The 22676-nt window shown below is 66.8% G+C and carries 16 protein-coding genes and 2 pseudogenes; 3 read left to right on the forward strand and 15 right to left on the reverse strand.

Translation table 11 applies throughout. The features are described 5' to 3' along the window. Positions 1–57: 57 nt before the first annotated feature. The 3 genes and pseudogenes from ccsB to QC826_RS27115 all read right to left on the reverse strand — a co-directional run bounded on the left by ccsB (position 58) and on the right by QC826_RS27115 (position 4178). A pseudogene (gene ccsB, locus QC826_RS27105) lies at positions 58–1213 on the reverse strand (c-type cytochrome biogenesis protein CcsB). 48 nt (positions 1214–1261) lie between these two features. Further along, a pseudogene (locus QC826_RS27110) lies at positions 1262–3353 on the reverse strand (cytochrome c biogenesis protein ResB). Positions 3354–3512: 159 nt separating this feature from the next. Beyond that, a complete protein-coding gene (locus QC826_RS27115) occupies positions 3513–4178 on the reverse strand; it encodes a c-type cytochrome (RefSeq protein WP_279763235.1) in 666 nt (221 codons plus the stop codon). Between the two features lie 181 nt (positions 4179–4359). Between QC826_RS27115 and yihA the strand changes: the two genes are divergently transcribed. After that, a complete protein-coding gene (yihA, locus tag QC826_RS27120) occupies positions 4360–5151 on the forward strand; it encodes a ribosome biogenesis GTP-binding protein YihA/YsxC (RefSeq protein ID WP_099416599.1) in 792 nt (263 codons plus the stop codon). Between the two features lie 27 nt (positions 5152–5178). Then, the gene (gene hemB, locus QC826_RS27125; RefSeq protein WP_279763236.1) at positions 5179–6195 is read left to right on the forward strand and encodes a porphobilinogen synthase; all 1017 of its coding nucleotides are present in this window, start codon (positions 5179–5181) and stop codon (positions 6193–6195) included. Positions 6196–6357: 162 nt separating this feature from the next. Here the strand turns inward: hemB and QC826_RS27130 are convergent, their stop codons facing one another. From QC826_RS27130 to QC826_RS27165, 8 genes are all read right to left on the reverse strand, one after another. Then, positions 6358–7212, reverse strand: a complete 855-nt coding sequence (locus QC826_RS27130) for an alpha/beta hydrolase (RefSeq protein WP_279763237.1) — start codon at positions 7210–7212, stop codon at positions 6358–6360. Between the two features lie 42 nt (positions 7213–7254). After that, on the reverse strand, positions 7255–8037 hold the full coding sequence (locus tag QC826_RS27135) for a cell envelope integrity protein TolA (protein ID WP_279763238.1): 783 nt from the start codon (positions 8035–8037) through the stop codon (positions 7255–7257). Between the two features lie 304 nt (positions 8038–8341). After that, positions 8342–10399: an FAD/NAD(P)-binding protein gene (locus tag QC826_RS27140; RefSeq protein ID WP_279763239.1), complete on the reverse strand. Its 2058-nt coding sequence runs from the start codon at positions 10397–10399 to the stop codon at positions 8342–8344. A gap of 77 nt (positions 10400–10476) precedes the next feature. After that, positions 10477–13626: an efflux RND transporter permease subunit gene (locus QC826_RS27145; RefSeq protein WP_279763240.1), complete on the reverse strand. Its 3150-nt coding sequence runs from the start codon at positions 13624–13626 to the stop codon at positions 10477–10479. Continuing rightward, on the reverse strand, positions 13623–14786 hold the full coding sequence (locus tag QC826_RS27150; protein WP_279763241.1) for an efflux RND transporter periplasmic adaptor subunit: 1164 nt from the start codon (positions 14784–14786) through the stop codon (positions 13623–13625). The genes QC826_RS27145 and QC826_RS27150 overlap by 4 nt, the downstream gene beginning before the upstream one ends. Before the next feature lie 108 nt (positions 14787–14894). Next, positions 14895–16250 carry an ATP-binding protein gene (locus QC826_RS27155; protein WP_279763242.1) on the reverse strand — a complete coding sequence of 452 codons (1356 nt, stop codon included), beginning with the start codon at positions 16248–16250 and terminating at the stop codon, positions 14895–14897. Next, positions 16247–16975: a response regulator gene (locus QC826_RS27160; protein WP_099416591.1), complete on the reverse strand. Its 729-nt coding sequence runs from the start codon at positions 16973–16975 to the stop codon at positions 16247–16249. Before QC826_RS27160 ends, QC826_RS27155 begins: the two co-directional genes overlap by 4 nt. A gap of 151 nt (positions 16976–17126) precedes the next feature. Continuing rightward, positions 17127–17513 (reverse strand): hypothetical protein, encoded by a 387-nt coding sequence (locus QC826_RS27165; protein ID WP_279763243.1) that lies wholly within the window; start codon positions 17511–17513, stop codon positions 17127–17129. A 1-nt stretch (position 17514) separates the two neighbouring features. Between QC826_RS27165 and QC826_RS27170 the strand changes: the two genes are divergently transcribed. Continuing rightward, positions 17515–17685: a Spy/CpxP family protein refolding chaperone gene (locus QC826_RS27170; RefSeq protein WP_279766616.1), complete on the forward strand. Its 171-nt coding sequence runs from the start codon at positions 17515–17517 to the stop codon at positions 17683–17685. A 250-nt stretch (positions 17686–17935) separates the two neighbouring features. Here QC826_RS27170 and dsbD read toward each other — a convergent pair whose 3' ends face one another. The 4 genes from dsbD to rpsD all read right to left on the reverse strand — a co-directional run bounded on the left by dsbD (position 17936) and on the right by rpsD (position 22475). Then, the gene (dsbD, locus tag QC826_RS27175) at positions 17936–19909 is read right to left on the reverse strand and encodes a protein-disulfide reductase DsbD (RefSeq protein ID WP_279763244.1); all 1974 of its coding nucleotides are present in this window, start codon (positions 19907–19909) and stop codon (positions 17936–17938) included. A gap of 291 nt (positions 19910–20200) precedes the next feature. Then, complete coding sequence (gene rplQ, locus QC826_RS27180) at positions 20201–20596, reverse strand: 50S ribosomal protein L17 (protein ID WP_093390463.1); 396 nt, start codon at positions 20594–20596, stop codon at positions 20201–20203. Positions 20597–20770: 174 nt separating this feature from the next. Beyond that, positions 20771–21748: a DNA-directed RNA polymerase subunit alpha gene (locus QC826_RS27185; protein ID WP_008444343.1), complete on the reverse strand. Its 978-nt coding sequence runs from the start codon at positions 21746–21748 to the stop codon at positions 20771–20773. A gap of 103 nt (positions 21749–21851) precedes the next feature. After that, on the reverse strand, positions 21852–22475 hold the full coding sequence (rpsD, locus tag QC826_RS27190) for a 30S ribosomal protein S4 (RefSeq protein ID WP_093390462.1): 624 nt from the start codon (positions 22473–22475) through the stop codon (positions 21852–21854). Between the last annotated feature and the right edge of the window lie 201 nt (positions 22476–22676).

Raw genomic sequence — 22676 nt, forward strand, 5'->3', positions numbered from 1 at the left:
GCCGGCCGGGATGACAAGCCGATTACATTTCGGCCGGCCGCCCCGCCCTGCGCCGTCCTACAGCTTGCCGTAGGAGTGCAGGCCCGACAGGAACATGTTCACGCCGAGGAAGGCGAAGGTGGTCACCAGCAGGCCCACCAGCGCCCACCAGGCCGCCACGCGGCCGCGCAGGCCCGTCATCAGGCGCATGTGCAGCCAGGCGGCGTAGTTGAGCCAGACGATCAGCGCCCAGGTCTCCTTCGGGTCCTCACGACCAGTAGCCGCCCCAGGCCTCGGCAGCCCACAGCGCGCCGAGGATGGTGGCGACGGTGAAGAAGGCGAAGCCGACCGAAATGGCCTTGTACATCACGTCGTCGAGCACCTCGAGCGACGGCAGGCGGTCGGCCAGGTAGCCGCTCGACTTGAGCAGGTAGGCCGACGCCACCATGGCCGACAGCGAGAAGGTGCCGTAGCCGATGAAGTTGGCCGGCACGTGGATCTTCATCCACCAGCTTTGCAGCGCCGGCACCAGCGGCTGGATGTCGGCGGCGTCGCGGGTGACGGTGTACCACAGCAGGAAACCGACCGCCGCCGAGATCACCAGCAGCACGAAGGCGCCCAACTGGCGGGTGTTGTAGCGTTGTTCGTAGTACAGGTAGAACATCGCCGTGATCAGCGAGAACAGGATGAACACCTCGTACAGGTTGGAAATGGGGATGTGGCCGACGTCGGCGCCGATCAGGTAGGACTCGTACCAGCGCACCATCATGCCGGTCAGGCCCAGCACCACGCCGGCCCAGCACAGCGCCGAGCCGACCGAGCTGCCGAACGGCGAGCGCGACACCAGGCCGATCAGGTAGAACAGGGTCGAGAGGAAGAACATCGTGCCCATCCACAGGATGGCCGACTGGCTCGACAACATGTACTTGAGCAGGAATTTCTTGTTGGCCAGGTCGAGGTTGCCCTCGTACAGGGAGATGGCGAACAGCGCCAGCAGGGCCATCAGCGGGATCAGCCAGCGCACCGGCTTCCAGTGCCAGCCCAGCGCGGCGAAGGTGGGCGCGGCGGCCAGCAGGATGCCCTTCTCGTAGACGTCCATGTAGGCGCCGTAGCGGTTCAGCGCGAACAGCGCGGCGGCCATCAGGGCCAGCGCGTAGATCCAGTCGAGCGGGGTCAGGCGCTTGAAGTAGCCGGGCGCCTGGGTGTAGGTGGTGTGCGTTTGTGACAGTTCCATCGTTTTCTCCTGAACGGCCCGCGCGCGCGCGGACCGGCATCATGCAGCTTACGCCGATTGCGGCAGTTTTTCTTTCAAACTGGCGAATTCATGTTCAAAGTCCAAGGTCTTGCGCTGCGTGCTCATGGCCATCAGCGCCTCGCTGCCGGCGCCGTCGGCGCGCGGCTTGATCCACACCCAGACGCGGCGTTCGCGGATGTAGAACATGGCGAACACGCCCAGCACCAGGAACAGGCAGCCGGTGTACACCACCACCTGGCCGGGCGACTTGGTGACCTGGAACACCGAGGCCTTGACCTCGGTGAAGTCGTCGAGCTGCAGGTAGACCGGGGCGGCGTAGAAGAAGGCGTCCGACAGGGCGTTGGTGGCCAGGCGCAGGAAGCGGCCGTGCGCCTCGTCGCTGGCCACCGGGGCCAGGCCGTCGTGGCCGCGCGCCGCCTGCCACAGCTCCCACAGGCTGCCGTTGAGGATCTTCATGAAGATGTCGGCGGCTTTTTCCTGCTCGGCGGCCGGCACCTTCTCGAGGAAGTGCGAGATGGCCAGGAAGCCGGCCTCCTTGCCGTCGCCGGCGAAGATGGCCAGGCTGCGCGCGGCCGACTCCTGCAACTGGCCGCGCAGCGCCTCGCCGCCGCTGGCCGACATGGCGCGGCGGGCGTAGCGCTGCGCCGCCTCGGCGCGCAGCGCCGGGGTCCTGCAGCGCGGCGCGCAGGCGCATCCACTCGCCGACGCCGTGGGCCTCGTCGGCCGGAATGCGCAGGAAGCTGAACGGGTCGCCCGGGTTGACGCGCATGCCGGCCAGGAACACCGTGGCGCCGTCGACCGTCACCGGCTGCATATAGTTCTGGTACTCGCGCGCCTGGCCGGTCTGGTCGCGCAGCTTGTAGGTCACGCTCGGGCCGACGTTCTTCAGGTCCTTGTTGTTGGCGTTCTTGCCGGCCGAGCCGAGCCGCTTGTCCAGGCCGACGGCGAACTGCTCGTTCAGGCTCTGGCCCTTGGTGACGGCGCGGGCGTCCTGGCTGGCCAGGTTCTCCACGTTGAAGGGGCGGAAGCCGGTCCACTCGACGGTGTAGGTGGGCGTCATCGGCGTCGAGGCGCCGACCTCGCCGGCCAGCGGGAAGGTTTCGCGCTGCGGGCCGCGCATCGGGTAGCCGGTCAGGCGCAGCTTGCTGCCGCCGTCCTCGAAGCTGGACTGGTAGATCGCCAGGCCGCCGTGGATCAGCGGCTTGTTGACCTCGATGACGGCCTTGGTGGTCTTGCCCGTGGCGTGGTCGCGCACCACCACCTCGCTGGCGAACAGCTTGGGCATGCCGGTGCTGTAGAAGTCGATGTTGAACTTCTTGAGCTCGATGGTGAACGGCAGGTCCTGGATCAGCACGCCGTCGGCGCGCGGGATGATGGCGCTGCTGCTGGCCGAGCCCTCGGGGATCATGGTGTTGCCGCGGAAGGTGGGGTTGCCCAGGCCGAGGCGGTGCTTGGCCGGAATGTCGGCGATGACGCCGTTGCCGGCGAAGGCCGTCTTGCCGAGGAACCATTCCTGCGCGCGGATCGGCATGTCCGAGTCGAGCAGGCCGCCGACGCAGATGATGACGATGGCCGAGTGGGCGAAGATGTAGCCGAACTTGTTGGCGGCGCCCTGCTTGGCGGCGACCAGGATGCCGTTCTCCTTCTCCACCACCTTGCTGCGGTAGCCGGCGTCGGCCAGGCGCTTGACGGTCTGCTGGGCCAGCGCCGGGCCGGCCAGCGCGGTCTGCCAGTGCTCCTTGTGGTGGAAGTTGAGCAGCGACTGCTCGCGCACGTTCTCGCGCCAGCTGCGCATGTCGCGCAGCATCTTCGGCGTGTTGCGGATGATGCACAGCGAGGTCGACATCACCAGGAAGCCCATGATCAGCAGGAACCACCAGGCCGAGTAGACGGCGTACAGGCCCACCTTGGCGAACACCTCGAACCAGAACGGGCCGAACTGGTTGACATAGTTGGGCATCGGCTCGTTCTGCTTCATCACCGTGCCGATCATGGCGGCGATGGCGATCAGGGTCAGCAGGCTGATGGCGAAACGCATCGAGGACAAGAGTTCGACGGTTTCGGCCAGGCCGCGTCGGCGGGTCTGCAATTCTATTCCGGTGGTGCTGGGGCTACTCATGCGCGGGACAATCTTAAAGTGGGACGACTGGAAGACGAGGGAAACACGGCGCGGCTGCGGCAGCATACCAACAAAAAGGGCAGCCCGCTCGCGCTGCTGCCCTTTTCAGTTGCACACCCGCCGCCGCACCGCAGTGCGGCTGCCCGGGGGTTTCGGAGCTTACTTCAAGCCAGCGATGTAGTCGGAGACAGCCTTGATCTCATCGTCGGACATGCGGTTGGCGATGGTGGTCATTTGCGGGCTGTTGTGGCGGCCGCCGGCGCGGAACAGCGTCAGCTGGGCGCCGGTGTAGTCCTGGTGCTGGCCGGCCAGACGCGGGTATTGCACCGGGATGCCGGTGCCGGAGGCGCCGTGGCAGCTGGCGCAGGCCGGAATGCTCTTCTCGGCGATGCCGCCGCGGTAGATCCTCTTGCCGATCTCGACGGTGTCCTTGTTCTTCGCGGCGCCCGGCTTGGAGGCCTGCGCTGCCAGGTAGGCGGCGATGTCCTTCTTCTCCGCGTCGCTCAGCATGGTGGCGAAGGTCGTCATCACCGGCTGGTTGCGCTCGGGGGTGGTGAAGTTCACCAGCTGCTTGTAGAGGTAGGATTCGTGCTGGCCGGCCAGTTTCGGATTGACCGTGATGGTCGAGTTGCCGGCCGCGCCGTGGCAGGACACGCAGGCCGGCAGGCCGCGCGCCGCGTCGCCGTCGGCGTACAGGGCGGCGCCCTTGGCGGGATCGGCCTTGGCGGCGGCGCCGTGGGCGGCTTCAGACGCCGAAGCGGCTGCCGAAACGGCCAGCAGAGTGACGAACAAGGATTTTACAAATGGTGAAAACGCACGATTCATTCAGACACCCTGAGACTAGTCAATAAATTAGAGGTCGAACATTGCTCGCCTGCGGCAGCCGCAAAAGCATCAATTCGGCGCTGAAGCATCAAAAATATGCGTAGCAACAATTCGTAACCCCTTATTGTACAATAGCTTCCTGGCGTTTTCGCCCCCTTTTGTTGCAATATCTACCTATCCCATGTCCAAACTCTGGCAAGCCCGCTTCTTCACGACCGTCAACCAACTGCGTGACCTCCCCGACACCACGGTGCCGGAAATCGCCTTTGCAGGTCGCTCCAACGCCGGCAAATCGACCGCCATCAACATTTTGTGCAACCAGAAAGGCTTGGCGTTCGCCTCCAAGACCCCCGGCCGCACCCAGCACATCAACTACTTCTCGATCGGCGGCGCGCACATCGCCCAGCACCGCAAGGACGCCACCATCGTCGAGGAGATCGAGTGCCTGCTGGTCGACTTGCCCGGCTACGGCTACGCCGAGGTGTCCGGTTCGGCCAAACTGCACTGGCAGCGCCTGCTGGGCGACTACGTGCAGCGGCGCGAACAGCTGGCCGCGCTGATCCTGATCATGGACTCGCGCCGCCCGTTCACCGACCTCGACATCCAGATGCTCGAATGGTTCGCCCCCACCGGCAAGCCGATCCACTGCATCCTGACCAAGGTCGACAAGCTCAACCGCAACGAGTCGGTCAACGTGCTGCGCCAGACCAAGGCCAAGCTCGACAGCTATGTCGACGAGGACGGCGTCGGCTTCCCCTTCACCGTGCAACTGTTCTCCGCCCTCAAGCGCATCGGCATCGAGGAGGCCAACGACAAGATCGTCGAACTGGCCGGCATCGGCGTCGAGGCGGCCGCCGCCCAGGTGGCCCTGATCGAGATGGAGGACGATGTCGAGCCGGAGTCCGCAGCGGACGACGGCGCCGACGCGGGCGGCACCGATACCCAAAAGGATATCGGTAGCGACAAAACCTAAACTTTTTTAGTATTGGAATTTCCAGCGATGCACACACCACACGTTTCCGCCCAATTCCCCGCCATCCGCATGCGCCGCATGCGCCGCGACCCGTTCTCGCGCGCGCTGATGCGCGAGAACAACGTCACGGCAGCCGACCTGATCTATCCGGTCTTCATCCTCGACGGCGTCAACCAGCGCGAGCCGGTGCTGTCGATGCCGGGCGTCGAGCGGGTCTCGGTGGACTTGTTGCTGAAGGTGGCGGAGGAATGTGTGGCGCTGGGCATCCCGGTGCTGGCCCTGTTCCCGGTCATCGACGCGGCCAGGAAGACCCCCGACGGCGTCGAGGCGACCAACCCCGACGGCCTGGTGCCGCGCGCCGTGCGCGCCCTCAAGCAGGCCTTCCCCGAGCTGGGCATCCTGACCGACGTCGCGCTCGACCCGTACACCAGCCACGGCCAGGACGGCCTGATCGACGACAACGGCTACGTCATCAACGACGTCACCACCGACATGCTGGTGCGCCAGGCGCTGACCCAGGCCCAGGCCGGCGTCGACGTGGTGGCGCCGTCGGACATGATGGACGGGCGCATCGGCGCGGTGCGCGCCGCGCTCGAGGAGCACGGCCTGATCCACACCCGCATCATGGCCTACTCGGCCAAGTACGCCTCGGCCTTCTACGGCCCCTTCCGCGACGCGGTCGGCTCGGCCAAGAACCTGGGCAAGGGCGACAAGAACACCTACCAGATGGACCCGGCCAACAGCGACGAGGCCTTGCGCGAGGTCGGCCTCGACCTGGCCGAGGGCGCCGACATGGTGATGGTCAAGCCCGGCATGCCGTATCTGGACATCGTGCGCCGCGTCAAGGACGAGTTCAAGGTGCCGACCTTCGCCTACCAGGTCAGCGGCGAGTACGCGATGATCAAGGCGGCCGCGCAGAACGGCTGGCTGGACCACGACAAGGTGATGATGGAGGCGATGCTGTCGTTCAAGCGCGCCGGCGCCGACGCCGTGCTGACCTACTTCGCGCTCGACGTGGCGCGCCTGCTCAAGGCGCGCGCCTAGGCGGCCTCCGCCGGCGGAGACAAACAGGGCGAACCTTCGCGGGTTCGCCCTGTTTTTTTGGCGACGCCGGTGACGCCGGGACAGGGTCAGACCCTGAGGGTCTGACCCTAGGTTTTGCGCCGGTGCGCTCCGTGAAAGACCCCAGCCACCGCCGGGATCGCCTCAATCAGCCGGCCGGCGCAGCCAGGCCGTCATCAAGTCGACCACCTGTTGCTCCATGCCGATGTAGCCGTGGTAGTCCAGCGCGCCGCAGGCGTCGCCGCTGGGCTGGCCGCCGCCGTCGACCAGCACCACCTTCTTGACCGGCGCGTTGAGCAGCCGCGCGGCCAGGTACTGCGCCTCGTGCGGCGCGCAGATCTTGCAGGCGTCGCGCTGGTGGTGCACCACCAGCACCGGCACGCGGATCAACTCCAGCAGCTGGCTCGGCACGGCGCCCTCGACCCGGTAGGCGGTCACCGAGGAGCTGAGCACGATGCCGGCCAGGTCGCCGACGACGCTGTCGCGGATCGCCGCCGAGGCCACCGAGATGCTCCCCATGCTGGTGCCGAGCAGCCACAGCGGCGCCGGGCTGCGCGCCTTGAGCATCTTGAAGATGGCCTGGTTGTCCTGGGCGTGCCGCTCGCCGATGCGGGCGCGGCCGTCGAGCTCGCGCAGGTCCGGCGCCAGGCCGACCAGCACCACGTTGACGGGCTGGGCGGCGAACAGCTTGGCCGAACGGATCAGAAAGTTTTGGCTGGAGGGCCAGCCGTCGGCGCCGATCTTGCCGTAGCCGCCGTTGCCGCCTGAAAACAACACCAGCGTGGCGACGGCGTGCTCGTTCCACACCGCGTAGACCGGCACGCTGGTGCCGCGCGAGGCGACCTGCATCACGCTGCCGGGCGGCGGCGCGGCCGGCTCGCTGGCGGCGCCAACGGCAAGGGCGGCCGGCGCCGGGGCGGCCCCGGCGGAAGCGATGCCGATTGTGTCGGCGCCCAACACGGTCAAACACAGGGCCAGCAAACAGGCGCTCCGCTTCATGCATTCTCCAATCAAATGGTCGATGGCGGCCGCGCCCGACGGTCAGCGGCGCCGGTGTTCGGGAAACATTTCCTTCATCAGGAAGGCGGTCAACTCGGCCTCGTCCTCCTTGCGCGCGCTCATGTTGACGACGCGGCCGAGGCGGTGCGAATCCCACTGGAAGTCGCCGGTTTTTTCCTTGCGGATCACCACGATCATCTGCTTGACGATGGCCGTCTCGATGTCCAGCTCGGCGCCCTGCTCCACGTGCACCTGCTGGCTCCAGTTGCGTTTGAAGTTGGCGTTCCAGCCCTTGAACTTGACGTCGGCGCTGTGCGAGGTCTGGCTCAGGATGGTGAACACGCCGCCGGTGTCGTCGCGGTCGGCGCCGTTCGAGCGGCCCTGGGCGCCGGCGATGTTGGCCTTGGCGATGCGCAGCCCGCGCTCGGCGTCGCTCTCCGCCGCCGGCTCGGCCGGCGTCGGGTTGGCGGCGGCGCGGCGGGCGCGCGCCTTGGCGATCATTTCCGACATGTCCTGCTCGGGCGGCGCTTGCATCGGCGCCACAACCGGCGGCACATAGGTCTCCAGCTTCGGCTTGGCGGCCGGCGGCGTGATCGTGGCGGTCTTTTGCCGCTGCTGCGGCGGCGGTTTGGCCTTGGCCACCTCGGTCTTCTTCGGCTGCTTGGGCAGCTTGGCTTGGTTCGGCTTGAGCGGCTCGATGTAGACGATCTGCCCGCCGCCCGGCGGCGGCGTGCGGTGGAAGGGCTCGGCCGGCCGGAACAGGTAGTACAGCACGCCGAGCAAATGCAGACCCACCGAGATGGCGATGCCGATCCGATTCGACATCGGTTTGCGTGTGCCGTAGGCGAACCCTTCGGGCGGCGGCAGCTTCTGGCCGCAAGTCACGCAGTACTCGCTATCTGCTGACATTGAATGGGTATTGTCGTGCAAAATAAATCGAACCTTCTTTGGGGCGAAGTCTACAAAATGCGGCCATAGTGCCAGAGTCCCGCCGTTTTGGGAACCGCTCCGACAGGCACGGCCGGACGCCGCCCCCGACGGGGGCGTCCGGCAACCTGACCGAGCACAGCTTACTCGAGTGCGGCCTTGAGGGATGTTACGGTATGTATCCGCCGATGTATCAACGGCGTTACACGGGGACGCGCGGCGTGGCCGGCTCGGCGGGGGTGGCGCTGCCCTCCTGGCCGGCCGCGACGGCGGCATCGGCATCGGCATCGGCGGGAACGACGGGCAGCGTGGCGATGGTGGTGGCGAGGGGATCGAAGCTGGCCGCCTTGGCGTTGGCCTCGCGCCGGCCCGGCTGGCGCGGGGTGGCGGCGCCGGTGCTGCTGGCACTGCTGCCGGTGCCGGCGGCGCTGTTGGCGGCGATGGCGTCGAACATGGCGCCGACGCAGCGGTCGGCGTCGAGCACCTGGCGCGAGGCCAGTTGCGGCCGTGGCAGCGCGTGGGTGTAGTAGTGCGCGCCCTCGACCAGGTAGCCCAGCGCCCACACGTTGCCGAGCGGCCGGCCGGCGGCGCCGAGCACGCGGCCGCCCGGCTCGATGTCGATGCCGCCCGGATGGAAGACGCCGTTGTAGTAGGGCCGCACCAGGCCGCGCCGCAGCAGGTTCTGCATGAACACCGACTCGTCGGTCTGCGGCGAGAACACGTCGAGCCGGGCCACCGCCAGCACGTCGAAGGGGCGCCGCTCCTGGCCGCTGCCGAAGCGGGTGCGCAGCTCGAAGCAGGCGGCGGTCTCGTCGAAGCCGACGCTGCCGCCCGGACCGGAGACGATGTCGACCATGCCGGCCTCGCGCAGCGCCAGCAGCTGCTCGTTGCGCTGGCGCGGCGGGCCGAAGGAGATGCGGTTGATCACCGGGTTGTAGACGTTGAGGAACTTGCGGTGCGAGGCCGGCGTCAGGCCGGCGTGCTCGAGCGCCGCCTGCCAGGTGGCGCGCACGTCGCGCAGCACGTCGGTGGCGGCCTTGACGGCGCTGCCGACGTTGCCGCGCACCGCCTCGGCCAAGTCGCGCCGCAGCCAGTCGTCGAAGTAGTCGCGGAACTCGGCCAGCGAGGCGAACTCGCGCCCGCGCAGCGGGAACAGCAGCACGTCGATGATGGCGCCCTCCTCCTCGCTGAGCTGGTAGGCGGCCGGCTCGGGGCCGGCGCCGTCCAGCGTGGCGCGGTAGACATAGCCCATCTCGCGGCGCAGCAGCGGCAACAGCTCGAGGTCGAAGTCGAGCTGGGCGCAGCCGCGCTCGCGCAGGGCCCGCTCGCGCAGGGCGGCGACGGCGTCCGGCGTGAAGTAGTGCGGCCGGTGGCGCCCGGCCAGGCCCTTCTGGTTGACGCCGCGGGCGGCGAAGGGCAGGCAGTTGCGCGAGAACAGGATCAACTGCGGCTCGCGGCCGGATTTTTGGTAGCGCAGCGTCTGCCCCTCGCGGATGAACTGGCCGCCGCGCCCCACCGTCAGCTCGGCGATGACGTCGTGCGCCGTCAGGCCCAGGCCCTGGATGGCGACGCGGGCGTCGGCGTCGATCTGCACCAGCTTGTCGAGCGGATAGACGTGGCGGATGTAGGCCAGCTTGCTGTTGTGGCGGGCGTGCTCCTGGGCGAAGCTGGCGCAGGCGGCCTCCGGCTCGGTCATGGCGTTGTTGCCGTGGCCGGTGGTGAGGAAGACGTAGTCGCTGATCAGGATGAAGCCGCTGTCGAGCTCGACGGCGCAGCGGCCGTCCGGCTGCTGCCACATGTCGTTGGCGCGCAGCCGGTGGTGGCGCAGGGTGACGTTGGGCGGCAGGCTGGCGAGGATCTGCTCGTAGCCCCAGGTCAGGTATTCGCCGAGCAGGCGGCGCGGCAGGTAGTCGGCCTCGCCGATCTCGGCGCCGGCGCCGGTGGCGCCGATGCGGTAGTACTGGTCGCCGACCCGCCGGTAGCCGCTCTGCCGCGCCCATTCGGTCAGCGAGGGCGTGGCGCAGTGCGGCGCCAACGCCACCGCGCCGGGCGCCGGGAACAGCGTCACCTGGCTGGCCACGGTGTTGATCAACAGGTGCTGCGGTTGGCGCGCCGAATGCACGCCCTGGCCGCACTCGCCCGGTTCGACCAGGCCGATGTCGAGCGCCAGCTGGTGTTCAAGGGCGTGCGCGGCGAGGCGTTCCAACACGCTGAGGCCGCGCGGCCCCATGCCGACGATGGTGATGTTATAGCGTTTCATCTCTGATTGCTCCATGCCGCAAGGAAAAAGCTCCTTTCCCATGATACGAAGCAATCAAACCGCCGAATTGTTGCCGGTCAACTTTTGGCGGTGTTCACCGCTTTCAGGCCGGCCGCGTGTGGGGTCGCCGCATCATCGTTGTCGCCGCTCCGCGCCAGTTGCTCGTCCGACATCGGGCCGCCGCCGCTGTACTTGTCGAGGAACAGGTAGATCACCGGCGTGATGTACAGGGTGATGACCTGCGAGAACAGCAGGCCGCCCACCACCGCCAGGCCGAGCGGCTGGCGCAGCTCGGCGCCGGCGCCCAGGCCGAGGGCGATCGGCAAGGCGCCCATCAGCGCCGCCATGGTGGTCATCATGATCGGGCGGAAGCGCAGCACGCAGGCCTCGCGGATCGCGTTCTCCGGCGTCATGCCCTCGTTGCGCTGGGCGTGCAGGGCGAAGTCGATCATCATGATGGCGTTCTTCTTGACGATGCCGATCAGCATCAGGATGCCGATGATGGCGATCATCGTCAGGTCCAGGCCGAACAGGCGCAGCGTCAGCAAGGCGCCCACCGCCGCCGACGGCAGGCCGGCCAGGATGGTCAGCGGGTGGATGTAGCTCTCGTACAACACGCCGAGCAGCACGTAGATCACGCCCAGCGCGGCGATGATCAGGATCAGCTGGCTGCCCTGGGAACTTTGGAACACCGCCGCGTCGCCGCCGTAGTTGGTGATGATGCTCGCCGGCAGGTTCATCTCGGCGCCCATCTTGTCGATCTTGGCGGTGGCCACGCCCAGCGGCACGTCCGGCGCCAGGTTGAACGACAAGGTGATCGCCTGCAGCTGGCCCTGGTGGTTGACGGCGGTCGGGCCGATGGTGCGCTCGACCGTGGCGAAGCTCGACAGCTGCACCAGCTGGCCGCCGCTCTTGCTGCGCACCGAGATCTTGGTCAGCGCGTCGTCGAACTGGCGGTCGGCGCTGGCCGCCTCGAGCAGCACGAAATAGCTGGCCGAGGGCGAGTAGATGGTCGAGACCTGGCGCTCGCCGAAGGCCAGGTAGAGCGCGGTGCGGATGTCGGCGATCTGCACGCCGAGCATGTTGGCCTTGTCGCGGTCGATCTTCAGCGAGGCCTGCAGGCCACGGTTCTGCGAATCGCTGGTGACGTCGCGGAAGTCGGCGTCGGCGCGCAGGCGCTCGGTGAACTTGCCGGCCCAGTCGCTCAGCGCGTCCGGGCTGACCGCCTGCAGCGTGTACTGGTAGCGGCTCTTGCTCTGCCGTCCGCCCAGCTGCAGGTTCTGGATCGGCCGCAGGTAGACGGCGATGCCGGGCACGGCGCGGGTGGCCTTGCGCAGGCTGTCCAACACCTGCGCCATCTTGGCCCGCTCGCCGCGCGGCTTGAGCACCAGGAACATGCGGCCGGTGTTGCCGCCGCCGACGAAGGAGGTGACGTCCTGCACGTTGGGGTCGGCCTTGATGACGGCGGCGACGCGCTCCTGCAGCGCCAGCAAGGCGGCCGAGGAGATGTCCTCCGAGGCCTCGGTGGTGACTTGGATCTGGCCCAGGCCCTCCTCCGGGAAGAAGCCCTTGGGGATGGTGATGTACAGCAGCACCGTCAGCGCGAAGGTGGCGAAGGCCACCGCCAGCACGATGTGGCGGTGTTCCAGCGCGATGTCGAGGCTGCGGGCGTAGCCGTTGCGCAGGCGCGTGAAGCCGGCCTCGAAGCAGCGGCCGATCAGGGTCGGCTCGGCGGCGGCGTGGTGGGCGCCGGCCGGCAGCAGCCGGCTGGCCAGCATCGGCACCAGGGTCAGCGAGACGAGCGCCGAGACCATGATCGACAGCGCCACCACCACGGCGAACTCGTGGAACAGCAGGCCGATCACGCCGGGCATGAAGAAGATGGGGATGAACACGGCCACCAGCGAGATCGAGATCGAGATGATGGTGAAGCCCATCTCCCTGGCGCCGACCAGCGCGGCCTGCAGCGGCTTCTTGCCCATCTCGATGTGCCGCACGATGTTCTCCAGCACGACGATGGCGTCGTCGACCACCAGGCCGACGGCCAGCGTGATGCCGAGCAGGGAGACGTTGTCCAGGCTGTAGCCGAAGGCGTACAGCAGGGCCAGCGCGCCGAGCAGCGAGATCGGCATCGTCACGGCCGGGATGAAGGTGGCGGCGGCGCGGTGCAGGAACAGGAAGATCACCAGCACCACCAGGCCGACCGTCAGCGCCAGCGTCAGGTTGACGTCGTGGATCGCCTCGCGGATCGACACCGAGCGGTCGTTGACCAGGTTGATCTTGATCGAGCTGGGCAGCTGGGCCTGGAAGCGCGGCAGCAGGCCGCGCACGCCGTCGACCACCTGCACCGTGTTGGCGTTGGGCTGGCGCTGCACCAGCAGCACGATGGAGCGCTCGCCGTTGTAGCTGCCGGCCGTCTTGACGGACTGGAAGCTGTCCTCGACGCTGGCGACCTCCTTCAGCCGCACCGGCTGGCCGTTGCGCGTGGCGACGATCAGTTCGGCGAACTCGGCCGCCTTCATCAGCTGGGCGTTGCCCTGGATGGTCAGCACCTGGTTGGGGCCGTCGAGCACGCCCAGCGGCGTGTTGGCGTTGGCCGACTTGATGGCGGCGGCCAGCTCGTCGAGCGAGAGGTTGCGCGCGTTCATCATGTCGGACTTGGCGCGCACGCGCACGGCGAAGCGTTTCTGGCCGTTCACCGTCACCTGGGCCACGCCGGGCAGGGTCGACAGGCTGGGCGCGATCAGGTTCTCGGCGTAGTCGTTCAGCTCGGACAGCGACAGCGACGGCGAGGTCATCGCCATGAACAGCACCGGCGCGTCGGCCGGGTTGACCTTGCGGTAGGACGGCAGCTCGGTCATCTCCAGCGGCAGCGCGCGCTGGGCGCGCAGCAGCGCCGCCTGGACGTCGACGGCGGCGGCGTTGACGTCGATGCTGGGGTCGAACTCCAGCGTCAGCGAGGTCGAGCCGAGGGTGTTGGTGGAGGTGATCAGGCTGAGCCCGGCGATGGTGGAGAACTGCTTCTCCAGCGGCAAGGCGACCGACGAGGCCATGGTGTCCGGGCTGGCGCCGTCGAGGTTGGCGCTGACCTGGATCACCGGGGTGTTATAGCTGGGCAGCGCGGCGACCGGGATGGCCGAATAGGCCAGCACGCCGGCCAAAATCAGCGTCAGCGACAGCAGCACCACCATCACCGGACGGCGGATGCACAATTCGGACAGGTTCATGCGGAACCGCCTTTCTCGCCTTTCTGTTTGCCGGGCGCGGCGAGCTTCACCTTGCCGCCCGGACGCAGGTTCTGCTTGCCCTCGACGATCACCTGCTCGTCGCCGCTCAGGCCGGACACGGCGACGTTGGCGCCGAACGAGTACAGCCGCTTGACGTTGGTGGTCTGCGCCGTCTGGTCGGCCGCCACGGTATAGACGAACACGCCACGGGTGTTGTTGATGATAGCGTTTTGCGGGATCACCGTGGCGTCTTTCAAGGTTTGCACGGTCAGCTTGGTGTTGACGTACTGGCCAGGCCACAGCTTGGTCTGCGCATTGGCGAACTGCGCCTTGACGCGGATCACGCCGGCGACCGGGTCGACCGTGTTGTCGATGAAGCTGAGCTGGCCGGCCACCTCCTCGGCGGCGCCGGCCAGCGCCGCCTTGACCGGCACCGCGCCGGCGCGCTGCGCCTCGAGCAGGCCGCCCAGCGCGCTTTCCGGCAGGGTGAAGGAGACGTTGATCGGGTCGAGCTGGGTGATGCTGGTCAGCGAGGTGCTCAGCTGTACCAGGCTGCCCGGGTAGACGCCGATGGCGCCGACCCGCCCGCTCATCGGCGCGCGTATCGTGTTGTAGCTGGCGTCCACCGCCACCGAGCGGGCCGCCGCCACGTCGAGCTGCAGCAGCGCGCGGGCCGACTCGACCTGGCTCTTCAAGGTGTCGACGGCGCCCTGGGCGATGAAGTTCTTGCTCAGCAGCTCCTGGCCGCGGCGGTATTGCCGTTCCAGGTCGCCCAGCGCGGCCTGGTCGCGCGCCACCTGGGCCTGCGCCTTGTCCAGGTTGGCGCGGGCGCTGCGCTCGTCGAGCGAGAACATCAACTCGCCGGCCTTGACGTACTGGCCCTCGCGGATGTGCACCTTGGTGATCGTGCTGGTGGTCTGCGGGTGCAGGTCGACCGTGCTGATCGGCGTGACCGTGCCGTTGGCCTGCAGCAGCACGGCGACGTCCTGGCGCTGCGGCTTGACCACGTTGACCGTGGTCGGCCCCTGCGCCCCGCCGGCGCCCGGCTTGGCCTGGCCGCCCGGGGCGGCGGCGGGTTCGGCGCCCTGGTGCGTGTAGTACCAGCCGCCGCCCATCACCAGGGCGGCGCCCACCAGAAGTCCAAGGGTAGATTTTTTCATGTTGGTCTTTGTTCTTTTGCTGGCGAAGAAATATTGCCGCTTTGCATAGGGCGCTGCATTGTCGCACAATTATTTACCGAAAAACCGCGGCGCCGGCCAGGCGCCGGGCTATTTGGCGGCGTAGTATTCCGGCACCACCAGGGTCACTTCCAGGCCGCCGTCGACGTGGTTGGCCAGCTGCAGGCTGGCGCCGTGCTGCTCGGCGATGTTGCGCGCGATGGTCAGGCCCAGGCCGGTGCCGCCCGAGGCGCGCGAACGCGAGCTCTCGATGCGGTAGAAGGGCTCGAACACCTGCGCCATCTGGTCCTGGGCGATGCCGGGGCCGTGGTCGCGGATGCGCACGCGCGTCGAACCGGCCATGCGCTCGACCGTCACCTCGGCCGACTGGCCGTACTTGACGGCGTTGTCGATCAGGTTGACCAGGCAGCGGCGGATCGACATCGGCCGGCCCATCGCCGTCATCGCGGCGCGGCCGTGCAGGCGCACCGGCTGGCCGGCGTCGGCGGCGTCGGAGCAGACGCTGTCGAGCAGCGAGTCGAGGTCGAGCGCCTGCATGTTCTCGGTGGTGTCCATGCTGCGCGCCAGATCCAGCCCCTCCTTGACCATCTGCTGCATGGCCGACAGGTCGTCCACCAGGCGTTGCCGCAGCTCGGCGTCGGCGACTTTTTCCAGCCGCAGGCGCAGGCGGGTCAGCGGCGTCTGCAGGTCGTGGGTGATGGCGGCCAGCATCTGTGTGCGCTGGAAGATGTGCTGGCGGATGCGCGCCTGCATGGCGTTGAAGGCCGCGCTGGCCTGGCGGATCTCGCCGGCGCCGCCCAGGGCCAGCGGCGGGTGGTTGATGTCGTTGCCCAGGCCCTTGGCCGCTTGCGCCAGCTTCTTCAGCGGCCGCATGGTCATGCGCGTGACCAGGTAGGCCAGCACGGCGATGCTGAGCAGGAAGGGCAGGATGCTCAGCAGCTCGTTCTTGTTGCCGCCCGGCGGCGCGCGCGGCGGCAGCACGGACAGCTTCATCACCTCGCCGTCGTGCATGCGCACGAACATCGTCTCGCAGGTGCCGCGCCACTGCTTGGGACCGAACAGCGAGACCGACTTGCGCGGCCGGTCGCATTCGGCCGGCCGCTCGGCCAGCGGGCTGAGCGAGAAGCCCTGGCCCAGGCGCAGCTGCAGCGCGGCGGAGAAATCGGTCTGCTGCAGGTCCGGGGCGGCCGCCTGCCGCACCGGTTCGAGGCGCACGCTGCCCCGGCTGGCCACCTTCAGGTAGGCCGGCCGCGACACCGGCGGCACCACGTCGGCGGTGGTGATCAGTTGTTCGGCCCGTTCGAGGGCGTGGAAGTCGCGGTAGCGTTCGATGGCGCGGGTGCGCTCGCCCACCGCCAACCATTGGGTCAGCGCGGCCGAGGCGACAATGCCCAGCAGCAGCACCAGGAACACCCGCCCCGTCATCGAGCCGAGAAATGCCCTCACGCGTTCGGCTCCACGCTGACCTGGCCGGCCAGCACGTAGCCGCCGTTGCGCACCGTCTTGATGATCTGCGGCAGGCGCGCGTCCTCGCCCAGCTTTTGCCGCAGGCGGCTGATCTGGATGTCGATCGAGCGGTCGAAGGGGTCGGCGTCGCGGCCCTGGGTCAGGTTGAGCAGCTGGTCGCGGTTGAGCACGCGGTTCGGATGCTCGAGGAACACCTTGAGCAGGCGGAACTCGGCGCCCGACAGCATGATGACCAGGCCGTCCGGGTTGAGCAGGTGGCGCGCCGTCAGGTCCAGCGTCCAGCCGGAGAAGCGCATCTGCTGCGCCTTGTCGGCCGCGCTGTTGGACGGCATGGCGTGGCTGCGCCGCAGCACGCTGCGGATGCGCGCCAGCAGCTCGCGCGGCTCGAAGGGCTTGGGCAGGTAGTCGTCGGCGCCCATCTCCAGGCCGAGGATGCGGTCGAGCGGCTCGCTGCGCGCCGTCAGCATGATCACCGGCAGGGTCGAATGGGCGCGCAGCTTGCGGCACAGCGTCAGGCCGTCCTCGCCGGGCAGGTTCAAGTCCAGCACCACCAGGTCGGGGCGCGACTCGTCGAGCATCTTCCACATCGCCACGCCGTCGGCCGCACACAGGGGCCGGTAACCATTGGTTTCAAGGTAGTCGGCCAGCAGGGTGCGGATCTCGCGATCGTCGTCGACGATCAGAATAGTAGATGATGGTTCCATGACGCTGATTATCCCCTGAAGGCCGGCACCGACCAACGGCCAATTGTATCGTCTTGTATATACCGGGGCGCCATCCGGCGGCGCGAAACATATGGATACAAAATGCACCGGTGGGGAAACTTCTTCGAAACAGCTTGCTGCCATGATGGCTTCATGTGCGGTGCGATGGCACCCGTGACACACACACTTCTATCGACACGACAAAGGAACCATCATGAACACCATTCGCAAAAACATCCTGATCGGCCTGACGGTACTCGGCATGGGCACGGCCTCGCTGGCCGCCCACGCCGCCGACACCACTACCGCCGCCGGCGCCGGCCGCCACGGCCACCAGGCCAACGCCGAGCAGATGCAGGCCAAGATGGCCGAGCACTTCGCCGCGCGCCAGGCCAAACTGCACGAGCTGCTCAAGCTGACGGCGCAGCAGGAGGCCGCCTGGACCACCTACCAGGCCGCCATCAAGCCGAGCGCGCCGGCTGCCCGCCCGGACCACGCCGCCTTCGAGAGCAGTGCCCGCGCCCGAGCGTATGGCCAAGATGATCGACCTGGCCAAGCAGCACACCGCCACCATGGAAAGCCATCTGACGGCGCTGACCGCGTTCTACGGCACACTGACGGCCGAGCAGAAGAAAGTGTTCGACGCCAAGGTGATGGGCGGCGAGCACGGCCCGCGCGGCATGCGCCACGGCATGATGCATCGCGGCTAATTTCCCCTTAGCTCCATCTCGGCACGCCAAGGCGGTGCGCCAAGGCGGCGCGCCAAGGCGGTGCGCCAAGATCGGGCAACAAATCCGGACGGCACAGCCGGGCGGCAATAACCAAGGGAGCGGACCATACGGTGCGCTCCCTTTCCATTTCCCCCACCCCGCGACGCGGAAGCCGGGGTCAGACCCCGTACGGGGTCTGACCCCTCGCTTGCGGGGTTACGCCGGCGCCCCGCCAAACGTTCGCCCTTGGCTAGTTCAGCTTGTCCAGCGAAGCGCGGAACTTCTCCGCGTCCTGGAAGCCGATCACGCGCGAATCGGCGATTTCCCGGCCCTTGCCGTCGAACAGGATGATGCCCGGCGGGCCGTACAGGCCGAAACGCTTGAGCATGGCCTTGTCGTCGGCGTCGTTGGCGGTCACGTCGACCTGCAGCAGGATGGAGTTGGCCAGCCGCGCGCGCACCTTGGCATCGACAAAGGTCAGCTTCTCCATCTCCTTGCAGGACACGCACCAGTCGGCGTAGAAGTCGAGCATGGCGGTCTTGCCGCCGCTCTGCGCCAGCGCGGCGTCGAGCTCGGCCACCGTCTTGACGCGCTTGAACGGCAGCGCCTCGGCGACGCCGCCTTCGCGCAGGTGCGCCAGCGGCGCCAGCACGTCGCGCCCGCCGCTGGCCGCGCCGACCAGCTGCACCACGCCCAGCGCGGCGAACAGCAGCCCGGCGGCCTTGCCGGCCCACTTGCCCGGACGGGCCAGCAGGTAGCCGCCGTAGCCGACCAGCAGCACGGTCCAGCCCAGCATCTGCACCACCGGCGGCAACACCGGCGACACCAGCCACCAGGCCATGGCCAGCAGCAACACGCCGAAGAAGCGCTTGACCGCGTCCATCCAGGCGCCGGCGCGCGGCAGCAGCGAGCCGGCCGACACGCCCACCAGCAGCAACGGCAAACTCATGCCCGCCGCCATCGCGAACAGCGCCGAGCCGCCGACGACCACGTCGCCGGTCTTGCCGATGTAGACCAGAATGCCGGCCAGCGGCGCCGCCACGCAGGGGCCGACGATCAACGCCGAGATGGCGCCCATGACGAACACGCCGGCCAGCTTGCCGCCGGACTGGCGGTTGGAAATCGAACTCAAGCGGGTTTGCAGCGCGGCCGGCACTTGCAGGTCGTACACGCCGAACATCGACAGCGACAGGGCCGCCATCAGCAAACCGAAGGCGCCCAGCACCCAGGGGTTTTGCAAACTCGCGGCCAGGCCCGCGCCAGCCAGGCCGGCGGCGATACCCAGCGCGGTGTAGACACTCGCCATGCCCAGCGAATAGGTGGACGACAGCAGCAGGCCGCGCCCACGGCTGACCTTGGTGCCCTCGCCGACGATGATGAAGGAAAGGATAGGCACCATCGGCAGCACGCAGGGCGTGAACGACAGGCCGAGGCCGAACAGGAAGAACAGTGGCAGGTAGACCATCAGCTTGCCGCCCTTCAGCGCCGCCTCGATGACGCCCATTTCGCTGGGCGCCGGTGCTGCCGGCGGCACGGCGGCGGCCACGGCGGGCGCTTCGATGATGGTGGTTTGCGGCATCGGCACGCTGTTGACGGTGACGCCGGGCGAGACCGGCGCCGACTGCGCCGGCGCGGCGGGCGCGACGCTGGCGGCGGCCGGCGCCGAGCCGACCTTCGCGCTGGCGCCGCTGGCGGCGGATGTGCTGCCGGCGGCGGTGCCGGCGGGCGGCGCGGCGGCCGGCGCGGGCGGCACCGGCACCATGCCGCTGCCCACCAGGCTGGCCTTGGCGTCCTGCGGCGCGTAGCACAGGCCCTTGTCCGAACAACCCTGGCTGGTGGCCTGCAGCGTGAACGGACCGCCGCTCTCGACCGGAATGGTGATGGTCACGCTGTGGCGGTAGGTCTCGACCTTCTTGTTGAAGGTCTCGTCGAACTTGACCTTGCCCGGCGGGATCGCCGGCGCGCCCAGTTTCGCGCCGCTGGCGGCGAACTTGAAGCGCTCGCGGTACATATAGTAGCCCTCGGCGATCTGGTAGGTGACGGCGACGGTGTGGCCGTCGACCATGCGGGCCGAGAACTTGAAGGCGGCGTCCGGTTCGAGGAACTCCTCGTCGGCCAGCGCCGGGCGCAGCGCGCCCAGGGCCAGCAACAGCAGCAGCAAGAAGCCGGACAACAGCGCCACAAGGCGCGGTGCGGAAAAGGCGCTACGGACAGGATGGAACATGGACACCTTCGGAAAATAGGCTAAAGCAATCGACAAAACCAGCATAGTACACCGGCCGTCCCGGCGCCGCCTGAGGCCAGCCTTAAGCCATCCGCCAGCCATCCCGCGCCGGGCCCGGCATTCGGACACGAGCTCGACAGTGCCCCGGGCCGAGGTCCGACATGGCCACGGGCCCCACCAGTATAGGCGGCGCGGCGGCGCGATTCCTTGATGAAATGTCTGGATTTCCGCGCCGGGCATAAAAAAAAGCCAGGCTCAGCCTGGCTTTTTTTCGCTTACTAACGGCCGAGATTACTCAGCGGTTGGAGCGTCGTCCATTTCGGTGACTTCAGGACGGTCCAGCAGCTCAACGTAAGCCATTGGAGCGTTGTCGCCAACACGGAAACCCATTTTCAGGATGCGCAGGTAGCCGCCGTTACGGTTGGCGTAACGTGGGCCCAGATCGGCGAACAGTTTCAGAACGATTTCGCGGTCGCGCAGGCGGGAGAAGGCCAGACGCTTGTTGGCCAGGGTGTCGGTCTTGCCCAGGGTCAGCATTGGCTCGACCACGCGACGCAGTTCTTTGGCTTTTGGCAGGGTGGTTTTGATTGCTTCGTGACGCAGCAGGGAAACCATCATGTTGCGCAGCATGGCGAGGCGGTGGGACGAGGTACGATTCAGCTTACGAAGGCCGTGACGGTGACGCATGGTAATTCCTTTCGGTTGGTTTTATTCCAGTTCTTCGATCAACCATGCACGTCGTGCATGGTCGCGGACCGGTTCAATAAACAGGTTAAATACAACATAAAGTCCGGGACACCTGTCCCGGACAGTGTTACTGCATTACTGCTTTACTACGGTACAACAAATGCTTTGCAGCGATTACTTCTCCAAACCGGCTGGCGGCCAGTTTTCGAGTTTCATGCCCAAGGTCAGGCCGCGCGACGCCAGCACTTCCTTGATTTCGTTCAGGGACTTGCGGCCCAGGTTCGGCGTCTTCAGCAGCTCGTTTTCCGAACGCTGGATCAGGTCGCCGATGTAGTAGATGTTTTCGGCTTTCAGGCAGTTGGCCGAACGCACGGTCAGTTCCAGGTCGTCGACCGGACGCAGCAGGATAGGATCGACCAGCGGGGCGCGCGATGGCGCTTCGGCGGCCGCTTCCGTGCCTTCCAGGGCGGCGAACACGTTCAGTTGGTCGACCAGCACGCGGGCCGATTGACGGATCGCTTCTTCCGGCGAGATCACACCATTGGTTTCAATGTTGATGATCAGCTTGTCCAGATCGGTACGCTGTTCGACGCGGGCCGACTCGACGAAGTACGAGACGCGGCGCACCGGCGAGAACGAGGCGTCCAGAATGATGCGGCCGATGGTCTTGTTGGTGTCTTCCGACAGGCGGCGGACGTTGCCCGGCACATAGCCACGGCCTTTTTCGACCTTGATCTGCATGTCCAGCTTACCGCCGGCGGTCAGGTGGGCGATCACGTGGTCCGGGTTGATCAGTTCCACATCGTGTGGCAGATCGATATCGGATGCCAGGATGGCGCCTTCGCCTTCCTTTTTCAGGGTCAGGGTGACGGAGTCACGGTTGTGGACTTTGAAGACCACGCCCTTCAGGTTCAGCAGCAGATCGACGACGTCTTCTTGCACGCCGTCGAGCGACGAGTATTCGTGTACAACACCGGCGATCGTCACTTCGGTCGGCGCGTAGCCCACCATCGACGACAGCAGGACGCGGCGCAGCGCATTACCCAATGTATGGCCATAGCCGCGTTCGAACGGCTCCATCACTACTTTAGCGTGGCCGGCGCCGAGCGCCTCTACATCGATAATACGTGGCTTCAACAAACTGTTTTGCATGAAATGTCCTTTTCAATACCCTCGGCTCGTTACGCCGATAAGGCTGATGGCATTAGTGAAAACGCCCACTCCGGGGAGTGGGCGGGGATCTTACCGACTGCGATTAACGCGAGTACAGTTCGACGATCAGCGATTCGTTGACGTCGTTGCAGATTTCGTTGCGCTCTGGCAGGGACTTGAAGGTGCCTTCCATTTTCTTGGCATCAACCGAAACCCAGCTAGGCATGCCGACTTGTTCAGCCAGCGACAGTGCTTCAACGATACGCACTTGCTTTTTCGACTTTTCGCGGACGGCGATGACGTCGCCGATTTTGACGGCGTACGAAGCGATGTTGACAACGATACCGTTGACGGTGAACGCTTTGTGCGATACCAGCTGACGCGCTTCAGCGCGGGTCGAGCCGAAGCCCATGCGGTATGCAACGTTGTCCAGACGGGTTTCCAGCAACTTCAACAGCGTTTCGCCGGTGTTGCCTTTACGACGGTCCGCTTCGGCGAAGTAGCGGCGGAACTGACGTTCCAGCACGCCGTACATGCGCTTGACTTTTTGTTTTTCGCGCAGTTGGTTGCCGTAGTCCGAGGTGCGGGCGCCGGATTTAACGCCGTGCTGGCCTGGTTTGACGTCCAGTTTGCACTTGCTGTCGAGCGAGCGACGTGCGCTCTTCAGGAACAGGTCAGTGCCTTCACGACGGGAAAGTTTTGCTTTAGGTCCGATATAACGTGCCACGATGTTTCCTTTGTTTGAATAATAACGCCCCAGCCACACACATGGAAACCATGCTGATGCGGTTAGGCGCTAGTCTGGTCCCTACTCGGCCAGACGGTGGCTAAAAACGAAAAACCCGCCAAACAGTTCGGCAGGCGTCAATAGCCGGGCAGTATAACCGTTTCCGGCTGCCTGCTCCAGCGATTTTTTTCTACGACTTGT

Source organism: Rugamonas sp. DEMB1 (assembly GCF_029834475.1).
Lineage (GTDB): Bacteria > Pseudomonadota > Gammaproteobacteria > Burkholderiales > Burkholderiaceae_D > Rugamonas > Rugamonas rubra.